Genomic DNA, 23,602 nt, shown 5'->3' with positions numbered 1-23,602 from the left:
TATTCATTTTTTCGACATGGATAACATGAGTTCATACCGTGCTTACTGACCTGCTAAGCGCAAAAGAAAAATAACAGCGAACCGGAGTAAACAGCGTGCAAAAGATCACTTCTCTCCCTGCTGATGACGCCCTGCCAGGGTGGTATCACACCAGCCCATCTCGCCCCCCACGGCCTGCTCACGTGGGGCAAAAACACGCTCGCTGGGCCATTGTGGGGGCCGGGTTAACCGGGCTGGCAGCCGCCCGCCAGATGGCGATCCATTTTCCTGACGATGAAATTGTACTGATTGAAGCGCAGGAAGTGGGCTATGGCCCTGCCGGGCGCAATGCGGGTTTTGCCATTGATGTGCCGCACGATATCGGCGCCAAGGACTACATCGGCGATGTCAAAACCGCCAGGCTTATCCTGCAGCTCAATACGCTGGGGCAGAACTATCTGCGTGCTATTGTGCAGGAGCACGTAATTGAGTGTCAGATGTCAGAATCCGGGAAATATCAAGCTGCCGTGGGCGAGCAGGGCGTGGCGATTCTTGAGGCCTACCGCCGCGGGCTAGAGAAGATTGGCCGCGAAACGCAGATGATAACGGGCGAGGATCTACCTGACCACATCGGCACCCGTTACTACAAACAGGCGCTTTATATTCCCGGCACTATCCTGCTGCAACCGTCGGCGCTGGTGAAAGGGCTGGCGAACAATCTGCCATCGAACGTGACGCTTTACGAGTATACGCCGATCACGGCTATTAATTATGGCGACAAAGTGACGCTGGTGCATGACAAAGGCAGCATCACGGCAGATAAGTTGATTCTGGCAAACAACGCATTTGCGTCGCACTTTGGCTTCCTGCGCGGACGCCTGTTGCCGACCTTTCTGTACGGTAGCCTGACCCGTCCGCTGACTGCCGATGAGCAGACCCGGCTGGGCGGCAAACCGGTCTGGGGCGTTATCCCCGCGCATCCGTTTGGCAGCACCGTACGCCGGACGGTAGATAACCGCATACTGGTACGCAACAGCTTCAGCTTCCACCCTGATGGTCGTCCGCGCGAGCACCATCTGAAGAACTTTATCGCTAACCACCGTAAATCCTTTGAGCGCCGTTTTCCGACGCTTGACCAGGTTGATTTCGCCTATTCCTGGAGTGGGGCTATTTGTCTGTCGGAGAATCATGAGGGTTTCTTCGGCCAGCTGGCACCCAACGTGTACGGCGCGCTGTGCTGCAACGGGTTGGGCATCACGCGCGGCACGGCTACCGGCAAACTGCTGGCGGATATGATTGCCGGTGAGCGCAATGAGTTGATCGACTTCCTTGTGGCGTCACCGGGCCCGAATAAAACCCCGCCGGAGCCGTTCCTCTCCATCGGCGTTAATTCGGTGCTGAAATGGGGACAATATAGAGCAGGTTCAGAAGTTTAGTCTTTCTCACCCGAACCATCATCGTTGCCGCGCGTTTACTGGAATGCCCACGAAACCAACCAGACCGCCATGCTGCTGTATGACCAGATGGCGGAGCGCCCCGGTTTTGTGATGTACCGCAAGGCGCTTTGACGTGGGGGGGGAAAAAATCTCCGCACATCACCCAATCTTATTTTACTTTTTAGGAACAAGACGGCGGTTTTTGCCGGTGTCAGGCCGGCTTGGGCGTGGCTGCTTCAGCAGTTTCTGCGCCAGACGAGCAACTGCCGTCAATACATTGATACACAAATATATTTTCCCTTGATGAATAAACAGGTGCTCGGGCCGCTAAAACTGGCAATAATAGGCGGGTCGGCCGCTTATCTTCTCCTCATCGTCGACGGTTGTGACACGAACAGATTGTCACCTTACACAGCAGAAGTCTCTGGATCCAAGATGCAAACCACCTCGTTGTCCGAAACCCGGAAAATCTGGCCCGCACTCACCGTCTTTTTGTTGGTGTTCGCGGCTTGCCTGCTGGGCATCGTCAGCCGTCCCGTCGGATTTTTGGCGGTATTCTGGCCGGTAAACGCCGTTCTGCTGGCGGTTCTGGTGCGCTGCCCGCAGTGGGCTACGCGCGCCGGCTGGGGCATGGCGGTGCTGGGGTATCTGGCGGCGGATCTGCTGACCGGCAGCTCGCTGCAAAAGGCGTTGCTGCTGAACGCTGCCAATCTGACCGGCGTGGTGGTGGGGTATCTGCTGTTCATGCGGCTGTCGCCGCCGGCGCGCATGCTACAGCGCGGCGCCTCCAGCATGTACCTGTTCGGTATTTGCCTGGCCGCCGCCGCCGCGACCGGTGTAGTGGGCGCGGGAGTCTCGCAGTGGCTGTTCGGCAGGCCCTATTTAACCTCGCTGGCGCTGTGGTTCTCGTCCGAATTCACCAACTACGTCACGCTGATGCCGTTTATTCTGGTGTTTCCCGCTGATTGGCGCTATCGCCTGCGCGTGGCCTGCGCCATGTTGACGCAGCGCAGCCAATGGCCGCAGGCGGGGCGGAAAATGGCGGTGTTGGCGCTGCTGGCGCTGGCGGCGGTCTGCAGCGTGCTGATCGGCGGCCCCGGCGCGGTGATCTTTCCCATGCCGGTGCTCCTGTGGCTGGCGATGTCCTTTTCGCTGTTCAGCACCATGATCGCGGTGCTGGTTTATGTGCTGTGGTGCCATCTGGCGATCGATTTCGGGTTGCTGAGCACCACGCTCGACATGAAGGTGCTGCAGAACACGGTATCGATGCGTTTGGGCATCGCGCTGCTGGCGCTGGGGCCGATTGCCGTCGCCAGCATGAACTATGCGCGCAACGCGCTGTTGCGCACGCTGGAGCACGTGGCGAGTCACGATGCGTTGACCCACGTGCTGACGCGCAATGCGTTTATGCAGCGCGGCGAGCGAGTGATAGACCAGAAAGGCGAGCTGGTGTGCGTCATGATGCTCGACATCGATTACTTCAAATCGATCAATGACCGTTTCGGCCACGCCGGTGGCGATCAGGCGCTGATGGCGTTTACCCGTGCGATTGCCGCCGATCTGAGCGTCGATGATCTGTTCGGCCGCATGGGTGGGGAAGAGTTCGCCATCGTCTCGACGCTCGGCCAGCCGCAGCAGGGGGTGCAGCTGGCCGAACGGCTGCGGCAACGCATTGAGGCGGAATCGATCACCATGCCGGCCGGCCATCCGCTGCAGATCACCGTCAGCATCGGCATGGTAACCTGCCCGGGCGGTTCCGGCCACAGCCTGGCCGACCTGCTCAAACTGGCGGATCTGGCGGTATACAAAGCGAAAAACGCCGGCCGTAACCGGGTCGCCACGCCGGAATCTTGCCCGCCGAACGATCCTGACCGCTGAACTTCCGATCCGTGCCGCACGCCCGCCGTCTAAACTGGTAGGGGGCGCGGACTACTTTGCCCGCGCTGAACCGACTGTCCTTAATCAGACAAGAGGATATCAGAATGAAATACGTAGACGGGTTTGTGGTGGCGGTGCCGGCCGCCAATAAGGAGGCATATCACCGGTTGGCGGCCGCAGCGGCGCCGCTGTTTAAAGAGTTTGGCGCCACGCGCGTCGTGGAGTGCTGGGGCGATGATGTGCCCGACGGCAAACTTACCGACTTTCGCGGCGCGGTGAAGGCGCAGGAAGGCGAAGTGGTGGTGTTCAGCTGGATAGAGTACCCCTCCAAGGCGGTGCGCGACGCCGCCAACGAGAAAATGATGAACGATCCGCGCATGAAGGCGCTGGGCGAGATGCCGTTTGACGGCAAGCGCATGATCTTTGGCGGGTTCGCGCCGATCCTCGATACCTAAGGAGGCGCAGATGGCCAGAATTACGCAACATCTGTGGTTTGAAAAAGACATGGAGGCGGCGCTGAATTGCTATGTCGCGCTGATCCCCGGTTCGTCCGTGAACTGGTTTTCCGATCTGCCGGCGGATACGCCGAGCGGCCCGGCCGGCAGCGTGAAGCTGGCTTCCTTTACCCTGGGCGACCAGCGCTATGCGGCGATCGAAGCCGGGCCGTTGGATCCGTTCAACCACAGCTTCTCCGTGATGGTGGAATGCGACGATCAGGCGGAGGTCGACCGGCTGTGGGACGCGTTGTGCGTGGGCGGCGAGGCGGAGCAGTGCGGCTGGCTGCGCGATCGCTGGGGGTTGTGCTGGCAGATCGTGCCGCGGCGCCTGACCGAACTGATGAACGATCCTGACGCCGCCCGCGTGCGGCGGGTCACGGAAGCGATGCTGCTGATGGGCAAAATCGACATCGCCGGCCTGGAAGCGGCGGCGCGGGGTTAGCGGATAAAAGATGCATCGAGAGCGCAGCACTTAACGCATCGGCGCTGGTTTCCTTCGGCATTCCCGGCGGCACCGCCGCGAAAACCGGCGGTGCGCCGATTTTGCCGGGCGTGGCGGGTATTCTGATCTGGTTTGGTGTCGCGGCCGGGTAGCGCCGCGCTTGCATCAATCTGTTGCATCTCAAGCTCAGTATTTATCATTTGTCAGCCGCCGGCGTTCGCGGCATGGTGACGGCAACGCCAAATCAGTCAGGGACACTTATGCAAAAATCACAGATTCAACCGTGGGTTGCGCAGCATCCGCTGTTGCAACGAATGGTCGCCCTCGAGCCTATCACCTGGTTCAATCCGCGCGCGACAACGCTGGCCGCAGGCTTGCCCCATGTCGGCCTGACCGCCGCCGACGTCGCCGCCGCGGAGCAGCGCCTGGCGCGCTTTGCGCCTTATCTCGCCGTGGCCTTCCCGGAAACCCGGCCGACAAAGGGGATCATCGAATCCGAGCTGGTGGCGATCCCCGCCATGCAGCAGGCGTTGGACCGGCGCTATGGGCTGCGGCTTGGCGGGAAGCTGCTGCTGAAAAAGGACAGCCATCTGCCGATCTCCGGCTCAATCAAGGCGCGCGGCGGCATTTACGAGGTGCTGACGCACGCGGAGACGCTGGCGCTGGAGGCGGGGCTGCTGCAGATCGGCGACGACTACGCCCGGCTGTTTTCCGACGAGTTTCGCCAGTTCTTCCGCCAGTACCGCATCGCCGTCGGTTCGACCGGCAACCTGGGGCTCTCTATCGGCATCATCAGCGCCCGACTGGGGTTTGACGTCAGCGTCCACATGTCGGCGGACGCGCGGGCGTGGAAGAAGCAAAAGCTGCGCGACAACGGCGTCACGGTGGTGGAGTACGCCGAAGATTACGGCGTGGCGGTCGAGCAGGGGCGCAAGCAGGCGGCGAGCGATCCGCGCTGTTTCTTTATCGATGATGAAAACTCGCAAACCCTGTTTCTCGGCTACGCGGTGGCCGGCGGCCGCCTGAAGCGGCAGTTTGACCAACAGGGCATCGTGGTGGACGCACAGCATCCGCTGTTCGTGTATCTGCCGTGCGGCGTCGGCGGTGGGCCGGGCGGCGTGGCGTTTGGCCTCAAGCTGGCCTTCGGCGACCATGTTCACTGCGTTTTCGCCGAGCCGACCCATTCGCCCTGCATGTTGCTCGGCGTTTACAGCGGGCTGCACGACGGCATTGCGGTGCAGGATCTTGGCATCGATAACCGCACCGCGGCGGACGGGCTGGCGGTGGGACGCGCCTCCGGCTTTGTCGGCCGGGCGATGGAGCGCCTGTTGAGCGCATTTTACACCCTGAGCGACGAAGAGATGTTTGCGCTGCTCGGGCTGTTGGACAAGCACGAGCATATCCAGCTGGAGCCGTCCGCGCTGGCCGGCATGGCCGGGCCGTGGCGCGTTGCGGCCCAGGCGCGGCAGCTCAGCGAACAAGGCGTGAGCACAGAGAGCCTGACGCAGGCGACGCATTTGGTGTGGGCGACCGGTGGCGGCATGGTGCCGCCGGCGGAAATGGCGAAGTACCTCGCCATTTCCGCCGGGCAGGCGTCTCTGAGTCAATAAGGGCGTTTCTTGCGCTCGCTCCCTTTTTAGAGGGCGAGCGCCGTTCGAAAAGCGTCCGTGCCTTCAGGCCGATGGTCAGCGCCAAACAGGGTAGCGCCAATGTTTCTAAAATGTTAATTGAATCACAAACCCTCATTCTGTGGTAACGGAAAAAACAAACCCATCCCATTAATAGTAAATAAAATTATTTTATTTACCGTCCTCTGATGTTCGTTTATCGCACGCTTATTGTTTTAACAATATTGAAGCATTCGCCGTGGGGTGGTTTGATTTAATTGTCGATTAACGAACTATGTTCCGATAATCGCACAAATTAACCCTCTTGCCGGTACGCAACCGGTTGTTCTGTGCGGTGAGGGTTGCCGCACCCCCTGAGGAGCAAGCCATGCCACACGATAACAACGTAGAAATCCGAGGGTTTATCGATGACCAGCCATTTTCTCGCTACCAGTGGTTGATACTGGTTTTGTGTTTTTTAGCGGTAGCGCTGGACGGCTTCGATACCGCCATTATCGGTTTCATTGCCACGTCGCTGGTGCAGGAATGGGGAATAGAAAAAACCTCTCTGGGGCCGGTGATGAGCGCTGCTTTGGTCGGCCTGGCGGTGGGCGCGTTGGCCGCCGGGCCGTTGGCGGATCGCATCGGGCGTAAGAAAGTGCTGGTGATCTCGCTGCTGCTGTTCGGCGGCTTCAGTTTGCTGACCGCCTTCGCCGGCTCGCTGTCGACGCTGACGCTGTTGCGTTTCCTGACGGGGCTGGGATTGGGGGCGGCCATGCCCAATGCCGCCACGCTGATGTCGGAATATGCGCCTCAGCGCTGCCGGGCTTTGATGGTGAATCTAATGTTTTGCGGTTTTCCTCTCGGCTCATCGCTGGGCGGCTTTTCTTCCGCCTGGCTGATCCCGCATTTCGGCTGGCAGAGCGTGATGGTGCTGGGTGGCGTCATGCCGCTGCTGCTGGCGCTGGTCTTGATCGCCGCCTTGCCTGAATCCGCGCGCTTTATGGTTGCGCGCGGCTATGCCGCAGAACGCATCGCCAAAGTGTTGAAGCGCATTGCGCCACTCCCAAAGACGCCGCATTTCATGTTGCAGGAAGAGGGGCAGATAAAGGCGGCCTCGCCGCTGGGGATGATTTTTTCCCGTCGCTATCTGCTGGGCACCTTGATGCTGTGCCTGACTTACTTTATGGGGTTGATGATTTTCTATCTGCTGACCAGTTGGCTGCCCCTGTTGATCCGTGAAACCGGCGCTTCCGTCACGCAGTCGTCGCTGATCACCGCGCTGTTTCCGCTCGGCGGGGGGCTTGGCGTATTGATTATCGGTTGGTTGATGGATCGCATGAACCCGCACAAGGTGGTGGCCGTCGGCTATTTGCTCACCGGCCTGTTCGTCGGCATCATCGGCTTTGTCTATAGCTACCCGCCGCTGATGGCGATCACGGTGTTCATCGCCGGCACCTGCATGAACGGCGCGCAGTCATCCATGCCGGCCCTGGCAGCCGGATTTTATCCCACCCAGAGCCGGGCGACCGGCGTGGCATGGATGCTCGGTCTCGGGCGTTTTGGCGGCATTCTGGGGGCGATGAGCGGTGGTGCGCTGATGCAGATGCAACTGTCGTTCAGCACCATATTCACACTGCTGGCCATCCCGGCGCTGATCGCGGCGCTGGCGTTGATCGCCAAACACCTTTCCGGCTACCCGGCGCTGCCGGCGCCGCTCAATAAAAATGCTGTGAGGGAATAATACTATGCGCACACAGGTTGCGATAATCGGCGCCGGACCGGCCGGCTTGATGTTGTCTCATCTGCTGCATCTGCATGGCGTGGATTCGGTGGTGTTGGAAACGCGCAGCCGGGCGGCGGTGGAATCGACCATTCGCGCCGGGGTGCTCGAACAAGGGACGGTCGATCTGCTCAACCAGGTCGGATTGGGAGAACGGATGCGGCGGGAAGGGGCGCGGCATCAGGGCATCCGGTTGGCATTCGGTGGCCGTCAGCACCGCATCGATCTGGCGGAATTGACCGACCGCGCCGTCACCGTTTATGCCCAGCACGAAGTCTTGAAAGACCTGATCGCCGCGCGTGTGGCGGCGCAGGGGCAACTGTTTTTCGAGGTGGAGCAGGTTGAATTGAAGGCGCTGGACAACGCGCAGCCCGAGGTTCACTACCGTCACGCAGACCAGCCGCGCCAGCTCCGCTGCGACTTCGTCATCGGATGCGACGGATTCCACGGCATCAGCCGCGCGGCGATGCCCGGCGGGCTGCGGCAGGATTACACCCGCATCTATCCGTTCGGCTGGTTCGGCATTCTGGTCGAAGCGCCGCCCTCCAGCGATGAGCTGATCTACGCCTGCCATCCGCGCGGCTTTGCGCTGATCAGCACCCGTTCGGCCGGTGTACAGCGCATGTATTTTCAGTGCGATCCGGCGGAACAGGTCGATCAATGGTCGGACGACCGCATCTGGCACGAACTGGAACAGCGGCTGGAAAACCATGAAGGCTGGGCGCTGAAAAAGGGCCGTATCTTCCAGAAAAACGTGGTCGGCATGCGCAGCTTCGTTACAGAACCGATGCGCTACAGACGCCTGCTGCTGGCGGGCGACGCGGCGCATATCGTGCCGCCGACCGGCGCCAAAGGGCTGAATCTGGCGATGGCCGATGTCTGCCTGTTGTCCCAGGCGCTGGAAACGTTTTACCGGCGAGGCGACTGGCAACGGCTGGACGAGTACAGCGACACCGCCTTGCAGCGGGTCTGGCGCGCAGAGCATTTTTCCTGGTGGATGACCCACATGCTGCATACTCGTCGGGACGACACGCCTTTCGAGCATCGGCTGCAACTGTCAGAATTGCAATACACGGTGAAATCGCGCAGCGCCATGACGATGCTGGCGGAGAATTATGTCGGGGCGCCATTCCCGGCACTATAAGCGAAAATGCCCATGCCGTGAGGCATGGGCGGCGTGCGACGAGCAGGGCCCCCTGATTGCCTGCGTGCGGTTACAGCTGTTCGCCGTTGCTGGCGATCACCCGGCGGTACCAGTCGAAGCTCTTCTTGCGCGAGCGCTCGAGCGTGCCGGTGCCGTCGTCGTGTTTGTCGACGTAGATGAAGCCGTAGCGTTTGCTGTACTCGCCGGTGGTGAACGACACGCAGTCGATGCAGCCCCACGGCGTGTAGCCGATCAGGTCTACGCCGTCTTCAATCACCGCTTTTTTCATCTCTTCGATATGGGCACGCAGATAGTCGATGCGGTAGTCATCGTTGATCTGGCCGTCCGCTTCCACCTTGTCGAAGGCGCCGAAGCCGTTCTCCACGATAAACAGCGGCTTCTGATAGCGCTCATACAGCACGTTCAGCGAATAGCGCAGCCCGACCGGATCGATCTGCCAGCCCCAGTCGGAGGCCTTGACGTGCGGGTTCGGCACGTTGCCCGGGAAGCCGAACATGCCGTCGCTGCCGTCCACCGCGTTAGCCTGCAGGGCGTTGCTCATGTAATAGCTGAAGCCGATGTAGTCGGTGCAGCCTTCGCGCAGGATCTGCGCGTCCTGCGGCTGCATCTCTATCTTCAGCCCTTTGCGTTCCCAATCGCGCAGCAGATAGCTTGGGTAGTAACCGCGCATCTGCACGTCGGTATACAGATAGCGTTGGTGCATCGCCTCGACGGCGTACATCACGTCGTCCGGCTTGCAGGAGTACGGGTAGAACGGCACGCAGGCCAGCATGCAGCCGATCTTGAATTCCGGGTTGATCTGATGGCCGAGTTTGACCACCTGCGCGCTGGCGACGAACTGGTGGTGCAGCACCTGATACAGCGCCTGTTCTGGGTTGTCTTCCCGGGTGTAGTCCACGCCGGAGCAGCAGTAGCCGAACAGCGGATAGCGGTAGTTGCTCTGGTTATTGATCTCGTTGAAGGTCATCCAGTACTTCACTTTTTCGCGGTAGCGGCGCATCACCACCTCGCTGAAGCGCACGAAGAACTCCACCACCCGGCGATTTTTCCAGCCGCCGTAGGCCTTCACCAGATGGTAAGGCATTTCGAAGTGCGACAGGGTGATCACCGGCTGGATGCCGTATTTCAGCAGTTCGTCGAACAGGTCGTCGTAAAACTGCAGGCCAGCTTCGTTCGGCGCCGCTTCGTCGCCGTTCGGGAAGATGCGCGTCCAGGCGATCGAGGTGCGGAAGCATTTGAAGCCCATCTCGGCGAACAGCGCCACGTCCTGCTTATAGCGGCCGTAGAAATCCACCGCTTCGTGGTTGGGGTAGCGATAGCCGTCGAGCACGCCGTCGGTCATCACGCGATCCACGCCGTGCGAGCCGCCGGACAGCACGTCGGCGATGCTGGGCCCTTTGCCGCCCCGATCCCAACCGCCTTCAACCTGGTGCGCGGCGACCGCGCCTCCCCACAGAAAATCCTTCGGCAACTGTTTCATCGTCAATGTCTCATCGGTTTATTTAATGAAGGGTAATAACGCTGCATTGAGAATAGAGTAGCAAGAGCGAAAGAAATGTCACGATATAACAAATCACCGTGGGAAGTGATTTGTCACAATAAAAAAACAGCCTGTTTTATTTTGCCGAATTAATATGCCCGAGCCGTTTACCGATGGTTTCAATAATGTAAAGTACGGGGATCTGCGTGGTGATATTGTGATGCCCGCCGATCAAATGCTGCGGAACGTGGTAGGAGAGGTTGAAGTCCGCCAGCCGCGCCAGCGAAGAGGTTTCGTTGTTGGTAATGCTGATGATCTTGCAGTGGTGCAGGCTGAACTGGCTGGCCAGCCGCAGGATCTCTTCGGTTTCGCCGGTAACCGACAGCACGATCGCCACCGCGTTTTTATACATGTCGCTGTTGACCGGATAATAAGGATCGTCGATGTGGGTACTGAATTTCCCGACGTTGGAAAAAAAACGCGCGCCATATTTCCCCAATGCGCCTGAGGTGCTGATGCCGACGAAAATAATTCGCTCGGCGGCGGCGATATGCTGCACCGCCTGATCGATCAGCTGATTAAACTCATCGTTGCTGACGCTTTTAAAAAAGCTGAGGATTTCGCCGATGCCGGAATCGACCGGCGGCGCATCGCTCTGTTCGAGATACAGCTTGAAACGGATGCGAAATTCCGAATAGCCGTCACAGCCCATTTTCTTGCAAAACCGCAGCACGGTAGTGGTGGACACGCCGGCGGCCTCGGCCAGCTCGCGAATGGTCATGTACATCACTTGATTCTTGTGTTTGCTGACGTAGTTATAAACCATCAGCTCCAGGGCGTTGAGCTCGGCGATTGCTTTATGGGTAAACATGAGTCGGTCCGGCGGCTGAAAACGGGAAGCTTATCTGCGGCTTAACATAGCAAAATTCACCGCCGCTGGCACTGCCGGGCAAAAAGAAAAGCCGCACCAGTCAGGCGCGGCCCAGGGTTCACGACGAACAAATAAAGCAAAACGTTCCGGAAGACATGCCATGAAAACGCGTTTCATCACACCGGGTTAGCATAAGTCAGCGGATCCCGGCGGCAAAATGCCGGTTTCTGCTTTCTAAAGTGAAAGATCGGCAAAGTTATGGCGCCGAGGCCGCGTTGACGAACGCCAATAATCGCGGCGCGCAATCATAAAACCGGGCTTATCTATAGGAAATTTATAGAAAATACCCACTTTTCGTTAAAGCCATGACGGCTACATTCCCTTAACATTATCAAGTCTTTTGATGATAATTATTAGCACGCTGCGAAATTATTCATCGCAGTGATGTTACGGATTAAATCCGTTTGCTTAAGGGATAGTTTCACCATGGAAATCAATGTTAACGGCCGGGTGGTTCCACTCGGCGATATCTCGCCCGAGACCCCGCTGCTGTATGTTTTACGCAACGATCTGCAATTGAACGGCCCCAAATACGGCTGCGGCCTGGGGGAGTGCGGCGCCTGCACGGTGCTGATCGACGGCGTCGCCGCACGCTCCTGCTCAATGCCGCTGTCCGCCGTAGGAAACAAATCCGTCACCACGCTGGAAGGCCTGGGCACCGCGGAAGCGCCGCATCCGGTACAGCAAGGGTTTATCGATGAGCAGGCGGCGCAGTGCGGTTACTGCGCCAACGGCATGATCATGACGCTGGTCGCGCTGTTCGAACGCGAGCCGCAGGCCGACGAACAAACCATCAAGAAAGAATTGGCTTACAACCTGTGCCGCTGCGGCACGCATATCGAGATCTTGCACGCCGCTGAGCGCGCCCGCGATCTGCTGGCCGCGCGGAGGCAAGCATGAGCCGCCTCGAACTGACCCGCCGCCAGCTGCTGCAGGCCGGCGGTGTGGTGATGGTCAGCAGCCTGCTGCCTGCGCCATTGAGCGCCTTCGCCGCCGAGTCGGTGACATCGCCCGTCGATCTGCCGCTGGATCGGGTAGACAGCTTTATCAGCCTCAGCGCCGACGGCCGGGTGACGGCGTTCAACGGCCACGTCGATCTGGGCACCGGCATTCGCACCGCGCTGGCGCAGATCGTCGCCGATGAAATTTGCGTGCCGTTTGATCACGTCACGATGATCCTTGGCGATACGCAACGCACGCCGGATCAGGGGCCGACCATCGCCAGCGCCACCCTTCAGGTGACCTCAGTGCCGCTGCGGCAGGCGGCGGCGCAGGTGCGGCACCTGCTGACGGCGCTGGCGGCCAAAGCCTTCGAACTGCCGGCCGAACAGCTGACGGCGGCGGCGGGGCAGGTATTTGTGACCAGGAACCCAGGGCGATCGCTGAGCTATGCGCAGCTGGCGAGTGGGCAAAATCTGCACGTGATGCTGGATAAAAACGTGCAGCTGAACAGCGAACGGCAGAACCACTACGTGGGCCGCGCCGTGCCCCGGGTCGATATTCCGGCCAAGGTCAGCGGTGGGCTGACCTACGTCCACGACCTGCGCTTGCCCGGCATGCTGCATGGCCGCGTGGTGCGCCCGCCATACGTAGGCGCCGACAGCAGCGCACCGTTGGGCGGTGGCCTGCTGTCGGTGGATGAAAGCTCGATCGCGCACCTGCCGGGCATCGTGAAACTGGTGGTGATCAACGATTTCATCGGCATCGTGGCCGAGCGCGAGGAGCAGGCGATCGCCGCCATGCGCCAACTGAAAACCGAATGGAAACCCTGGGCCGGGTTGCCGGATCTGTCGCCGGAAGCGCTGCCCGCCGCGCTGGAGGCCAATCCGAAAACCGACCGCGTGCTGCGCGACGACGCGGGCACGGACGCCGCGCTGGCATTGCTGCATACCGAAGTGCAGGCCGACTATGTCTGGCCTTACCATCAGCACGCCTCGATTGGCCCTTCCTGCGCGGTGGCGGAAGTCAAAGACGGGCGGGCGCAGGTGTGGTCCGGCACGCAAAACCCGCACGATCTGCGCAAAGACATCGCCAGGCTGCTCGAGCTGCCGCCTGGGCAGGTGCACATCACCCGCATGGAGGCCTCTGGCTGCTATGGCCGCAACTGCGCCGACGACGTCTCGGCGGACGCGGCGCTGCTGGCGCGGGCCACCGGCCGGCCGGTGCGCGTGCAGCTGATGCGCGAACAGGAATCCGGTTGGGAGCCGAAGGGCACCGGCCAGCTGATTCGGGTGCGCGGTGGCCTCGACGCGCAAAACCGGGTGGCGGCCTACGAATTGAAAACCAGCTATCCCTCCAACAATGCCGTGACCTTGCCGCTGGTGTTGACCGGCAAAGTAGCCAACCGGGCCGATGTGCAGCAGATGGGCGATCGCACCGCCATTCCGCAATACGAGTATCCGCACATGCGGGTGATCTGCCAGGACGCCGCGCCGATCGTGCGGGCTTCGTGGATGCGCGGCGTTTCTGCGCTGCCCAACGTGTTCGCCCATGAGTCCTGGATCGACGAGTTGGCCTGGCGCGCCGGCGAGGATCCGATCGCGTTTCGTTTGCGCTATCTGAACGATCCGCGCGCGGTGGCCTTGATTGAAGCCCTGAAACGGCAGGCGAACTGGCAAGACGGCCCGGCGCACCGCTCGCGCGCCGCCGGCGCCGAAGTGGTGAGCGGCCGCGGCTTCGCCTATGCGCGCTATTTTCACAGCAAATTCCCCGGCTTCGGCGCCGCCTGGGCGGCCTGGGTGTGCGATCTCAGCGTCAACCGCCGCTCCGGGCAGATCACGCTCGATAAAATCTTCGTGGCGCATGACTGCGGCCGCATGATCAATCCGGCCGGGGTGCGTCATCAGGTGCACGGCAACGTCATCCAGTCCGCCAGCCGGGTGCTGAAAGAGTTTGTGACCTTCAACGAGACGGGGGTGACGTCATTAGACTGGGGCGGCTATCCGATCCTGCGCTTCGACGAACTGCCGCAGATCGATATCCAGCTGATCGATCGCCCGGAGGAAGCGCCGATGGGCGCCGGAGAATCCGCCTCGGTGCCGAGCGCGGCGGCGATCGGCAACGCGCTGTTTGACGCGCTCGGCGTGCGCCTGCGCGAGGTGCCGTTTACGCCGGCGCGGGTGCTTGCCGCGCTGCGCGCCCAGGCCGGCCATTAATCCCCGTCACGAACAAGGACAGCCATAATGAGTAAGATGAAAAAAATCGTCGGGTGGGGTGGCTTCACGGCGATCGCCGTGGTGGTGGCCGGCGTTGTCGCCAGCTGGCAACCGGAAATCGCGCCGCTCTCCGCCGACGCGACGCACAGTTTCAGCGAGGCGCAGATCGCGCGCGGCAAAACGCTGGCCGATCTTGGCGATTGCGCGGTGTGCCACACCCGTTCGGGCGGCGAGCGCAACGCCGGCGGGCTGGCGATGGCGATCCCCTTCGGCACCATTTACACCACCAACATCACGCCGGACGTGGAAACCGGCATCGGCAGCTGGAGCTACGCGGCGTTTGAACGCGCCATGCGCCACGGCGTCGATCGCCAGGGCCGCTACCTTTATCCGGCGTTTCCCTATACCGCCTTTACCCGCACGAGTGACGACGATCTGCAGGCGCTGTACGCCTACCTGATGTCGCAACCGCCGGTCAACTATCGGCCGCCGGCCACCGATCTGCACTTTCCGTTCAATATCCGCCAGGGCATCTTCGCCTGGAACCTGCTGTTCCTGACGCCGGGCGCGATGCAGGAAAACCCGGCCCAAAGCGCCGCCTGGAACCGCGGCGCTTATCTGGCCGAAGGGCTGGGGCACTGCAGCGCCTGCCACTCGCCGCGCAACGTGCTGTTCGGCGAGAAAACCGGTAGCGACCACCTGGCCGGCGGCGTGGCGGAAGGCTGGACGGCGCCGGCGTTGACCGGCCGCTCGCCCGCGCCGCTCGATTGGACGCAGCAGGATCTGGTCGATTTCATGCGTACCGGCTACTCGGCCAACCACGGCGTGGCCGCCGGCCCAATGGCGCCGGTGATCGAAGAAGGGTTGTCCCGCTTGCCGCAGGCGGATCTGCAGGCGATCGCCGTCTATCTGCGCAGCTATCATCCTGAAACGGCGGCGGGCGCGACGGCGGCCACGTTGAACGCTAAGGCGGAGCGGCAGGTCGAGCCCCTGAGCTCGCAAGGCGCGCGGCTGTTTTCCGGCGCCTGCATGGCTTGTCATGCGCAGGAAAAGGGCGCGCAGATGGCGGGGGTGCGGCCTTCTCTGGCGCTGAACACCAACCTGTTCGCCGAGGCGCCGGACAACGCCATTCGCGTGGTGTTGGATGGCATACAGCGGCCGGCGAACGCCGAACTGGGCTATATGCCGGGCTTCCGCCATAACCTGGATGACGCGCAGATCGCCATCCTGCTCAACTATCTGCGGCAGCACTACGCCGGTCAGGCGCCGTGGCTCGATCTGACCGCGCAGGTCAGCCGTTTGCGCGCCGAAACCGCGCAGAAATAGCCGTCGGGGGCTGGACAGCCGCGTCGCGTTGGCGACAATAGGATCTTTCACATGGACAGGGGCAGTAAAATGAATACGTTAGACGCAATCCGCCAGCGCCGCGCCACCAAACAGTTTGATGCGCAGCATGTGATGACGCTCGAAGAGAAAAAAGCGTTGCTGACTATCGCGCTGCAGGGCGCGCCCAGCGCTTTTAACCTGCAGCACTGGCGCCCGCTGCTGATCGAAGATCGCGCCCAGCGCGAGAAAATTCGCGAAGCGGCGTGGGGGCAGGCACAGGTCACCGACGCGTCGATGCTGGTCGTGCTGTGCGGCGATCTGTCGAGCTGGGAGTCACAGGTAAAAAACGTCTGGGCCGAGGCGGCGGAGCCGGTACAGCAGTTCATGATCCCGGCCGTCGATCAGTATTATCGCGGTAAGCCGCAGGTGCAGCGCGACGAAGTGATGCGCAGCAGCGGCATCTTCGCCCAGACGCTGATGCTGGCGGCCAAGGCGCAGGGCTACGACTCTTGCCCGATGGACGGGTTTGATTTCGACGCCGTGGGCGAGATCATCAACAAACCGGCGCACTATCAGATCGCGCTGATGGTCGCCATCGGCAAGGCGGCGGGGCAGCCTTATCCGCGCATCGGCAAACTGCCGTTCGACGAGGTGGTGAAAACCGATCGTTTCTGAGCTGAACGGTGAATGACAAAAGGGAAGGCTTGCGCCTTCCCTTATTTTTTTGCGACGCACAGTTCGTTCCAGTAGCTGAAACGGATGCGCCGTTGCAGGCGATGATGCCACATGGCCAACTCCTTCAACCCTACACGGTGTAAATAAATAACACCGCGCCGGGCGCAAGACGAATGCCTTATTGTGCATAGCTTGCCCGCCGGACGGGATTAACCGGTTTTATCAGCCCGCCGGGCGACCGGCGAGAGCCGCCAGCCGAAGTTCATGCCCGCCGCGGCGCCCAGGATCGCCAGCGTGCCCAGCAGCTGTAACAGACTGAGGCGGTGGCCGAACGCCGCCCAGTCCACCACGATCGCCACCGCCGGGTAGATGAACGACAGGGCGCCGACCAGAGAGGTGGGGATCTTCTGAATGGCGCCGTACAGCAGCGTGGACATCAAGCCGGTATGCACCAGGCCGAGGGTCGCCAGCAGCAGCCAGTCGATCGGGGCCGCAGGCGGCGTGGCCAGGCCGGCGAACGGCGCCATCACCAGCGCGCCGACGGTCAGCTGAATCAACACGATCAGCTGCGGCGGCAGCGCGGCCAGCTGTTTGACGATCGCCGCCGCAATGGCGTACATCAGGGCCGCGCCCAGCGCCAGCGCCACGCCGAGCAGATAGTCATCGCCGCCGCCGTTTTGCCGGCCGGTGACGATCAACACCATTCCCGCGAACGCCAGCAGAAGCCAGCCCAGCCGATTAGCCGTCAGCTTTTCGCCGAACAGCAGCGCCCCCAGCGCCACCAACATGAACGGCTGAACGTGGTAGGTAACGGTGGCGACCGCGATCGAGGCATGAGCATAGGCGGCAAACAGCAGCGTCCAGTTGAGCACCAGGGCGATTCCCCCCAGAATGGCGAAGCTCAGCTGGCGCCGGTTGATCGCGCCTGATTTCAGCTGACCGAGTGCGGCGCAGGTCGCCAGCATGGCCAGCGCGCCGAACGCGCAGCGCCAAAACACCATCGTTGCGGGCGGCTGCCCTAAAACGAGCACCGGCCACCCCACGGTGCCGGAGATGGTCATGGCGAGGATCATTTGCACTGCGCCGCGCGTTTTCGTTTTCATGTGGTTTCCCTCGTTGCCTGCCCGCACTTGCGGCAAAGCGGTGCAATCATTAAAATGAACAATCGAACATTATGATGAACATGAATACGAGTGTTCGTCAAGTCGAACAAATGGATGGTATAGCGAACAATGAGCGATAGCCTAATGCAGAACATCACGCCGATCGGCCTCTTGTCGGCGGCGATCCGCCGCGAGCGGGAGCGAGTGAACCTGTCCGTCACCGAACTGGCGAAGCGCGCGGGCATCGCCAAGTCCACGCTGTCGCAGCTGGAAGCCGGCAGCGGCAATCCCAGCCTGGAAACGCTATGGGCGCTGGCGATGGCGCTGGATGTGCCGGTCAGCCGGCTGATTTCACAGCCGAGCAGGCAGGTGCAGGTGATCCGCGCCCATGAGGGTACGCCGGCGCTGTCGGAGCAGGGCAACTACGCCGCCACGCTGCTGGCCACCTGCCCGCCGGGGGCGCAGCGCGACATTTACCGGCTGCGGGTGCAGCCCGGAGAAGCCAAGCTTTCCCGGCCGCATCCTCCCGGCACCGTCGAGCATGTGATTATCAGCAGCGGGCGCGCGCGCCTGGGGCCGGCAGACCAGCCGCAGGAGCTGAGCGCCGGCGATTACATCAGCTATTCCGCCGATCGCGAGCATGTTTTCGAAGCGCTGGAGCCGGAGACCACCGCCGTGATGCTGATCGAACAGGGCTAACCTGGGCGTTGACGGTTCGTTTATTGAAAATGATTCTCAATTATATTAGTGTGCCCGCCTGTTTTGACGTCGGGACGGGCGCGTAGCCCGGCGTCGCTGTTTATTGCCCTTCAAGGACCGAAGATGAAAATCGCTATTCCTTCCCTGCTGTTATTCGCCGGTTTGACGGCGACGCACCCGGCCACCGTGTTGGCCGTCGCACCGCCCGCCGCGGCGGATCAGGGCCAGAACGACACGGCCAACAACGATTTCAGCTTCGTACGCTATCGCGCGGATTACCGCGTCAACGCCAACGCCACCAACGTGAAGACGGAAAGCTACGAAGTACTGCTGAAGACCAAGGCGGCGGTCGAGAAATTCAGCCAGATCCGCCTGAGCTACAGCGAAAAAATGGAAACGCTGGAGGTGGTCGCCGCCTATACGCTGACCGCCGACGGCCAGCGCCACGACGTGGCGCCCGATCGCATCTATACCCAGGAAAGCTACTCCAGCGCCACGGCGCCGCTGTATGCCGACCGCAAAGTGCGCGTCATCGTGTTCTCCAACCTGGCGCCGGGATCGCGCGTGGTGTATGAGCTGCGCCGCACGCAAAACACGCCGTATTTCCCCGACTATTTCGGCCTGTGGGAGACGTTCAGCGTTTTCGATCAGTTCGACGATGCCGAAGTGACCCTGCAGGCGCCCGCCAAGCTGCCGATGCATATTTTCACGCGCGGCGTGGCGGGCGGAGACCAGCCGCAGATCCGCGACGGGCAGGCGCACTGGCGCTGGCATTATTCACGCAGCGCGCCGATGAAATCGCAAAACTGGGCGGCGGACAGCTGGACCTTCAGCCCGACCATCATGGCCAGCACCTACCGCGAGTGGCCGCAGTTGGCCAAGGCCTACCAGCTGAAGGCCGGCGCGGCGGCGAAGGTGACGCCGGGCATCCAGGCGTTGGCGGACAACATCACCGCCGGCATCAGCGATCGGCGCGAGCAGGCGGAGGCCCTCTATCGCTGGGTGGCGCAAAACATTCGTTACGTGGCGGTGTATCTGGGCAACGGCGGGCTGGAGCCGAATTCGGCGCAGAGCATTCTCGACAACCACTACGGCGACTGCAAGGATCACGTGGTGATCCTGGAGGCGCTGCTTGCCGCCAAGGGCATTGCAAGCTCGCCGGTGCTGATCGGCATGGACGAAGGCCCGATACTGCCTAAGGTGCCGCTGCTCAGCCGCTTTAACCACGCCATCACCTACGTGCCGGAATTCAAACTGTACCTGGATTCCACCAATCCGTGGGCGCGCTTCGGGCAACTGCCGGAAGGCGATCTGGGGGCGCCGGTGCTGCTGACGCGCGACGCCAAACTGGCGCGCACGCCGGGCAGCGACGAGCAGCCGGTCAAGAGCGCGCTGAGCGTCGATTTCGTGTTCGACAAAGCGGGCAATCTGCACGGGCAAACCGAGCGTCGGCTGAGCGAAGTGGAAGAGATTGATCTGCGGGGCTACTTCTCGCAGATCAACCGGCAGAACCGGGCGCAGGCCGAAGCGTCTATCATGTCCGCCTCCGGCATCGACGGCAGCGGCGAGGTGGCGATGAACAGCGATCCGCTGGATCTCAAAAAACAGTTCGGTTACCGCTTCCGCTTCAAGGCGGACGACTACGTCGATTTCGGCGTGGTGGGCGGCATGACGCTGCCGAATCCGCCCGGCGGCAAATCGTTCCGCTCGCTGTATACCACCACGGCGGCGCCTGGCAACGAAACGCCGTTCTACTGCAGCGCGCAGCGCTACGACGAAACCTACCGTCTGCAGCTGCCGGCCAACGTACCGATCATCGCCATTCCGCAAGACAGGCAGTTCCGCAATGCGGCGGGCGACTATCGCGTGGCGTGGCGGCGCGACGGGCAGCAGGTGATCGTCAATCATCAGCTGCAGGTGAACGCCATCCGCGGAAAGGAAGCGCTGTGCCAGGCGCAGGATTACCCGGCGTTCCGCGAGCTGTTCCAGCAGGTGCGGCGCGGTTTCCGCGGCCAGGTGGTGTACGGCGAATTGGCCACCGGCAAGTAAGCCGATGCCCCGCCGCGCTAAGCGGCGGGGCGCACGCCTCAGTTGAACTCGCCCGCGACCTCGGACCACAGGCTGACGCGGCAGCCGCGTGCGGCGAAATAGTCCATCTCGCGCTTGATGCCGCCGCTCTCTTGCCAACCCGGCAAATCGAGCACAATCAACTCATCCATCGCCGCCATGAACAGGGCGTCGATCGGCGCCCACAGCCTGCCGATGGCGGTTTTGTCGAGCTCTTGCAAACACAGGTTGATCGGATGCGACATGCTGACCTGACTAAAAACGGCGCTGCCGGCGCGCACGATAGCGGCGGCGACCTCGTTGCAGGCGATAAAGCGTTGCTGCACGACGTTGGCGTCGGCGTGGCTGTAGGGGCAGGCCAAAAATATCTTTCTCATTACCGTTTACTCTCTCAATAACTAGAACGTGGAAAACGGGCGCAGCTTCCCGTGAGGCGGCGCCCCGTTTATTTTTTATGGCTCAGGGATAAATTCAGCGAGCGGCGGCGGCGATGGCCGTTGCTTGCCTTTGCGTCTGTTCTTTTTCCAGCAATTCGGCTTCCGGCACCGAGATCTTGATGGCGATCAGCACGGCAATCATGCCGCCGAGGAATTTACCCATCATGATCGGCAGTACCAGCGAAGGTTGGAAGTTGGCGGTAAACGCCAGGTGATCGCCCAACGTGGCCTGCGCGCAGATGCCGAAGGCGACGCACAGCACCTTATCGCGCGCCCGCATGCCTTTGAACAGGTGATAAACCGCGATGATATTGGCCAACACCATAATAAAGCCCAGCGCGCCGGTATCTGATAAGCCGAGTTTTTTGCCGATGAAATGCATCGGCTTGCGGCAATAGCGCTGGAACAAATAACAAATGGGGAATGTGCCCGCCAACATAATGCCGATGTAACCGGCAATCTCGATGGCGCGGAATAATTCGTCTTTGTCGGCGAATAACGGATCGAATACCCAGCCGCCGAAGACTTTTTTAAACACGCCGGTGAAATGCTCGATGATGCACAGCGCCAGCACCAGTTTGATAAAGGCGTCCGCCGCCTTGCCGAAGATCAGGAACCCCTTCACCATGGCCGCCGGCCGCAGCTTCAGGCCCAGCGCCAGCAGGAAACACAGGACGAACAGCGGCGACAGCAGCCGCAGCGCCTGCAGGAAGTCCAGCTGCAGGTAGTGCGCGGCGGGCGAGGTGGTGGAAATGATCTCCCTGACCGGCAGGTTATTGAAGGTGATGGTCACCAGGGCGATCAGCACGGCGAACGGAATGCTGATCAGGCCCGCCATCGCGCCCAGCGCCAGATATTTATGGTCGTCGCGGTTCAGCATGATAAGCCCGACCGGGATCAGGTACACGATGCTGGCGCCGGAGGTGTATCCCACCAGCATGGCGACGATCCACATGTCGCGGTTGGCGGCGATGGCGTCGGCCAGCTGATAGCCGCCCATGTCCACGGCGATCACCGCCAGTGCCGCGATTGAGGCGTCGGAGCCCAGCGCCGAGAAGAAGGGGCCGATGCTGTGCATGATCAGGTAAGAGATGATCGGGATCGCCGCCATGATACCCGCCTGGGCGAGAAACACCGGGCCGATGGCGTGAATGCCGTTGACGAACTCGCGCCCCAGTTCACCTTCCGGTTTGACGATCGACGCCAGCGCGCCGATCAGGGTGCCGGCCATGATGATATAGATGATGAAATTACCGAACTCAGCCATGGTGCTCCTCCTGCGATGAACGTAAGCCGCGCGAGCGGGCGATGATTTCCTGATAGCGGGCGAACCAGACCGCCATATCGACCTCGGCGGGCTCCGTCACTTCATAGCGGTTGAGCACCTTGAGCGGCTGTTCCACACCCAGCCCTTTACGCGCCAACTGCGCCACGCCCTGAGCGGTGATCTCTTTGTTGGCGGGCGTGACGATGCGCTTTTGGATCAGGTTGGCGAGGAACTGCGTGAAATAGCGGTTGGCGGACAGGCCGCCGTCCACCGAAATGCTGTCGCCGATCGGTTTCAACTTATCCATGGCGTTGATCACCTCGGCGGAACGCATGGCGATGCCTTCGAGGATCGACTGCAGCAGATCCTTGCGTTCGGTTTCCAGCGACAGGCCGGCCCACACCCCGGCGGCGGAGCGGTCCCAATACGGGCAGGCCAGCCCGGAAAGCGCGGGCACAAAGGCCAGCCCGCGCGCGATGGCCGGCTGGGCCGGAAAATCGCCGAATTCATCGAAGTCGTTGAACAGGCCGATCTTTCTCGCCCAGTTAATGGCGGAGGCCGCGTTATAAACGCCGCCGTCCAGGCCATACACCGGCTCGCTGCCGGGCAGCTTCCAGCACAGCGTGGGCAACAGGCCGGACTCGCCGGCGTCGATCGGGCGCGGCCCGGTGATCGCCTGTAAAAAGGCGCCGGTACCGAAGGTGATCTTCATCTGCCCCGGTTGATGGCAGCCGTGGCCGTATGTGCCGGCAAACTGGTCGACGATGCAGGCCGTCAGCGGCACCGGCTTGCCGTTGAGCGCGACGTCGCCGAAGTGGCCGATGTTGTCTCTGACCTCGGGCAGGCTGTCGATCGGCACGCCGAACAAACGGCACAGCTCCTCGTCCCACTGCAGGGTATGGATGTTGAACAACGAGGTGCGCGAGGCCGAGTTATAGTCGGTGAGATGCCGGCCGCACAGGTGGAACAGGAAGAAGGCGTCCATGGTGCCGAGCCGCAGGCGGCCGCGTTGCGCCAGCTGCCTGGCACCCGGGGCGTTGTTCATCAGCCAGCCCATCTTGCTGGCGGAGAAGTAGGTATCGAGCGGCAGGCCGGTTTTCGCCATCACCAGCGGTTCGACGCCTTCGCGTTTCAGGCGCTGGATCTCCGGCTCGGTGCGCTGATCTTGCCAAACGATGGCGTTGTACAGCGGCAGGCCGCTGTCGGCGTCCCAGGCCAGCAGGCTTTCGCCCTGATGCCCCAAACCGATGGCGTCCACCATGTCGCACTGGCTGAGACAGCGGCGGATATTCGCCAAAATCTCCAGGGCGTCATGTTCCACCCAACCCGGATTGGGGGTGATTTGCTTGTGCGGCATGCTGGCCGGCGAATGGTGCCTGCCGTCTTCGCCGAACACCACGACCCGGGTGCCGGTGGTTCCCTGATCAATCGCGGCATAACGTTGATTCATCATTGCTTCGCTCTCTTATAGGTTTTGTTTTTTATTGCGCCTGGTGTTGGTTGTGTGACTGTTTTAATAATCTATCTTCAATTTCACACATTAAAGCAACATAAATCACAAGATAAAATAACCCCGCGTGATCGACCTCATACTTTTTGCTTATCACCCCGTTCTGCAGCTTTTTTTTGGGAGTTGTGTTGTTTTTGTCATTCCAAATGCGGTTATTGTGTGGTT

General features: G+C 61.3%; 20 protein-coding genes. 13 read left to right on the top strand and 7 right to left on the bottom strand.

Annotated features, from left to right (window positions below):
- Positions 1–95 precede the first annotated feature (95 nt).
- The 4 genes from ACJ8IN_RS06375 to ACJ8IN_RS06360 all read left to right on the top strand — a co-directional run bounded on the left by ACJ8IN_RS06375 (position 96) and on the right by ACJ8IN_RS06360 (position 4,232).
- The gene (locus ACJ8IN_RS06375) at positions 96–1,415 is read left to right on the top strand and encodes an NAD(P)/FAD-dependent oxidoreductase (RefSeq protein ID WP_060428230.1); all 1,320 of its coding nucleotides are present in this window, start codon (positions 96–98) and stop codon (positions 1,413–1,415) included.
- Positions 1,416–1,850: 435 nt separating this feature from the next.
- Positions 1,851–3,293, top strand: coding sequence for a GGDEF domain-containing protein (locus tag ACJ8IN_RS06370; RefSeq protein ID WP_094860098.1), 1,443 nt, complete (start codon positions 1,851–1,853; stop codon positions 3,291–3,293).
- A 104-nt stretch (positions 3,294–3,397) separates the two neighbouring features.
- Entirely contained in the window at positions 3,398–3,748 is a 351-nt protein-coding gene (locus tag ACJ8IN_RS06365; protein WP_033634599.1) for a DUF1428 domain-containing protein, read from the top strand.
- Between the two features lie 10 nt (positions 3,749–3,758).
- The gene (locus ACJ8IN_RS06360) at positions 3,759–4,232 is read left to right on the top strand and encodes a VOC family protein (protein WP_033634598.1); all 474 of its coding nucleotides are present in this window, start codon (positions 3,759–3,761) and stop codon (positions 4,230–4,232) included.
- On the opposite strand, the gene ACJ8IN_RS06355 is transcribed toward ACJ8IN_RS06360, so the two are convergent.
- Positions 4,229–4,411 carry a hypothetical protein gene (locus ACJ8IN_RS06355; RefSeq protein WP_154610409.1) on the bottom strand — a complete coding sequence of 61 codons (183 nt, stop codon included), beginning with the start codon at positions 4,409–4,411 and terminating at the stop codon, positions 4,229–4,231. The genes ACJ8IN_RS06360 and ACJ8IN_RS06355 overlap by 4 nt on opposite strands.
- An 81-nt stretch (positions 4,412–4,492) precedes the next feature.
- On the opposite strand from ACJ8IN_RS06355, the gene ACJ8IN_RS06350 reads away from it, so the two are divergent.
- From ACJ8IN_RS06350 to ACJ8IN_RS06340, 3 genes are all read left to right on the top strand, one after another.
- Positions 4,493–5,842, top strand: coding sequence for a D-serine ammonia-lyase (locus tag ACJ8IN_RS06350; RefSeq protein WP_197846981.1), 1,350 nt, complete (start codon positions 4,493–4,495; stop codon positions 5,840–5,842).
- A gap of 385 nt (positions 5,843–6,227) precedes the next feature.
- Positions 6,228–7,583 (top strand): MFS transporter, encoded by a 1,356-nt coding sequence (locus ACJ8IN_RS06345; protein ID WP_308325737.1) that lies wholly within the window; start codon positions 6,228–6,230, stop codon positions 7,581–7,583.
- A 4-nt stretch (positions 7,584–7,587) separates the two neighbouring features.
- On the top strand, positions 7,588–8,766 hold the full coding sequence (locus ACJ8IN_RS06340; protein WP_308325736.1) for a 4-hydroxybenzoate 3-monooxygenase: 1,179 nt from the start codon (positions 7,588–7,590) through the stop codon (positions 8,764–8,766).
- A gap of 70 nt (positions 8,767–8,836) precedes the next feature.
- Here the strand turns inward: ACJ8IN_RS06340 and ACJ8IN_RS06335 are convergent, their stop codons facing one another.
- Together ACJ8IN_RS06335 and ACJ8IN_RS06330 are read right to left on the bottom strand one after the other, a co-directional pair.
- Positions 8,837–10,273: a 6-phospho-beta-glucosidase gene (locus ACJ8IN_RS06335; protein WP_101426945.1), complete on the bottom strand. Its 1,437-nt coding sequence runs from the start codon at positions 10,271–10,273 to the stop codon at positions 8,837–8,839.
- 130 nt (positions 10,274–10,403) lie between these two features.
- The gene (locus tag ACJ8IN_RS06330) at positions 10,404–11,138 is read right to left on the bottom strand and encodes a MurR/RpiR family transcriptional regulator (protein ID WP_033648369.1); all 735 of its coding nucleotides are present in this window, start codon (positions 11,136–11,138) and stop codon (positions 10,404–10,406) included.
- A 486-nt stretch (positions 11,139–11,624) separates the two neighbouring features.
- Between ACJ8IN_RS06330 and ACJ8IN_RS06325 the strand changes: the two genes are divergently transcribed.
- The 4 genes from ACJ8IN_RS06325 (at position 11,625) to ACJ8IN_RS06310 (ending at position 16,354) form a co-directional block, all read left to right on the top strand.
- The gene (locus tag ACJ8IN_RS06325; protein ID WP_033634592.1) at positions 11,625–12,098 is read left to right on the top strand and encodes a (2Fe-2S)-binding protein; all 474 of its coding nucleotides are present in this window, start codon (positions 11,625–11,627) and stop codon (positions 12,096–12,098) included.
- Complete coding sequence (locus tag ACJ8IN_RS06320; protein ID WP_308325735.1) at positions 12,095–14,353, top strand: xanthine dehydrogenase family protein molybdopterin-binding subunit; 2,259 nt, start codon at positions 12,095–12,097, stop codon at positions 14,351–14,353. The genes ACJ8IN_RS06325 and ACJ8IN_RS06320 overlap by 4 nt, the downstream gene beginning before the upstream one ends.
- A gap of 27 nt (positions 14,354–14,380) precedes the next feature.
- Positions 14,381–15,679, top strand: a complete 1,299-nt coding sequence (locus ACJ8IN_RS06315; RefSeq protein WP_060428241.1) for a c-type cytochrome — start codon at positions 14,381–14,383, stop codon at positions 15,677–15,679.
- Between the two features lie 69 nt (positions 15,680–15,748).
- Positions 15,749–16,354 carry a nitroreductase family protein gene (locus tag ACJ8IN_RS06310; RefSeq protein WP_033632999.1) on the top strand — a complete coding sequence of 202 codons (606 nt, stop codon included), beginning with the start codon at positions 15,749–15,751 and terminating at the stop codon, positions 16,352–16,354.
- Between the two features lie 209 nt (positions 16,355–16,563).
- On the opposite strand, the gene ACJ8IN_RS06305 is transcribed toward ACJ8IN_RS06310, so the two are convergent.
- Positions 16,564–17,457 carry a DMT family transporter gene (locus ACJ8IN_RS06305; RefSeq protein WP_060428243.1) on the bottom strand — a complete coding sequence of 298 codons (894 nt, stop codon included), beginning with the start codon at positions 17,455–17,457 and terminating at the stop codon, positions 16,564–16,566.
- A 129-nt stretch (positions 17,458–17,586) separates the two neighbouring features.
- Here ACJ8IN_RS06305 and ACJ8IN_RS06300 point away from each other — a divergent pair, with 129 nt between their 5' ends.
- Together ACJ8IN_RS06300 and ACJ8IN_RS06295 are read left to right on the top strand one after the other, a co-directional pair.
- Positions 17,587–18,156, top strand: coding sequence for a helix-turn-helix domain-containing protein (locus ACJ8IN_RS06300; protein ID WP_033634588.1), 570 nt, complete (start codon positions 17,587–17,589; stop codon positions 18,154–18,156).
- Positions 18,157–18,279: 123 nt separating this feature from the next.
- Entirely contained in the window at positions 18,280–20,205 is a 1,926-nt protein-coding gene (locus ACJ8IN_RS06295; protein WP_060420812.1) for a DUF3857 domain-containing protein, read from the top strand.
- A 38-nt stretch (positions 20,206–20,243) separates the two neighbouring features.
- On the opposite strand, the gene ACJ8IN_RS06290 is transcribed toward ACJ8IN_RS06295, so the two are convergent.
- From ACJ8IN_RS06290 to ACJ8IN_RS06280, 3 genes are all read right to left on the bottom strand, one after another.
- On the bottom strand, positions 20,244–20,600 hold the full coding sequence (locus ACJ8IN_RS06290; RefSeq protein ID WP_039566053.1) for a DUF1937 family protein: 357 nt from the start codon (positions 20,598–20,600) through the stop codon (positions 20,244–20,246).
- Positions 20,601–20,694: 94 nt separating this feature from the next.
- On the bottom strand, positions 20,695–21,927 hold the full coding sequence (eutH, locus tag ACJ8IN_RS06285) for an ethanolamine utilization protein EutH (RefSeq protein WP_039566054.1): 1,233 nt from the start codon (positions 21,925–21,927) through the stop codon (positions 20,695–20,697).
- A complete protein-coding gene (locus ACJ8IN_RS06280; RefSeq protein ID WP_060428245.1) occupies positions 21,920–23,380 on the bottom strand; it encodes an FGGY-family carbohydrate kinase in 1,461 nt (486 codons plus the stop codon). The genes eutH and ACJ8IN_RS06280 overlap by 8 nt, the downstream gene beginning before the upstream one ends.
- Between the last annotated feature and the right edge of the window lie 222 nt (positions 23,381–23,602).

Source organism: Serratia sp. CY31944 (assembly GCF_052169175.1).
GTDB lineage: Bacteria > Pseudomonadota > Gammaproteobacteria > Enterobacterales > Enterobacteriaceae > Serratia > Serratia sarumanii.
This window is presented reverse-complemented; position numbering and strand designations above follow the sequence as displayed.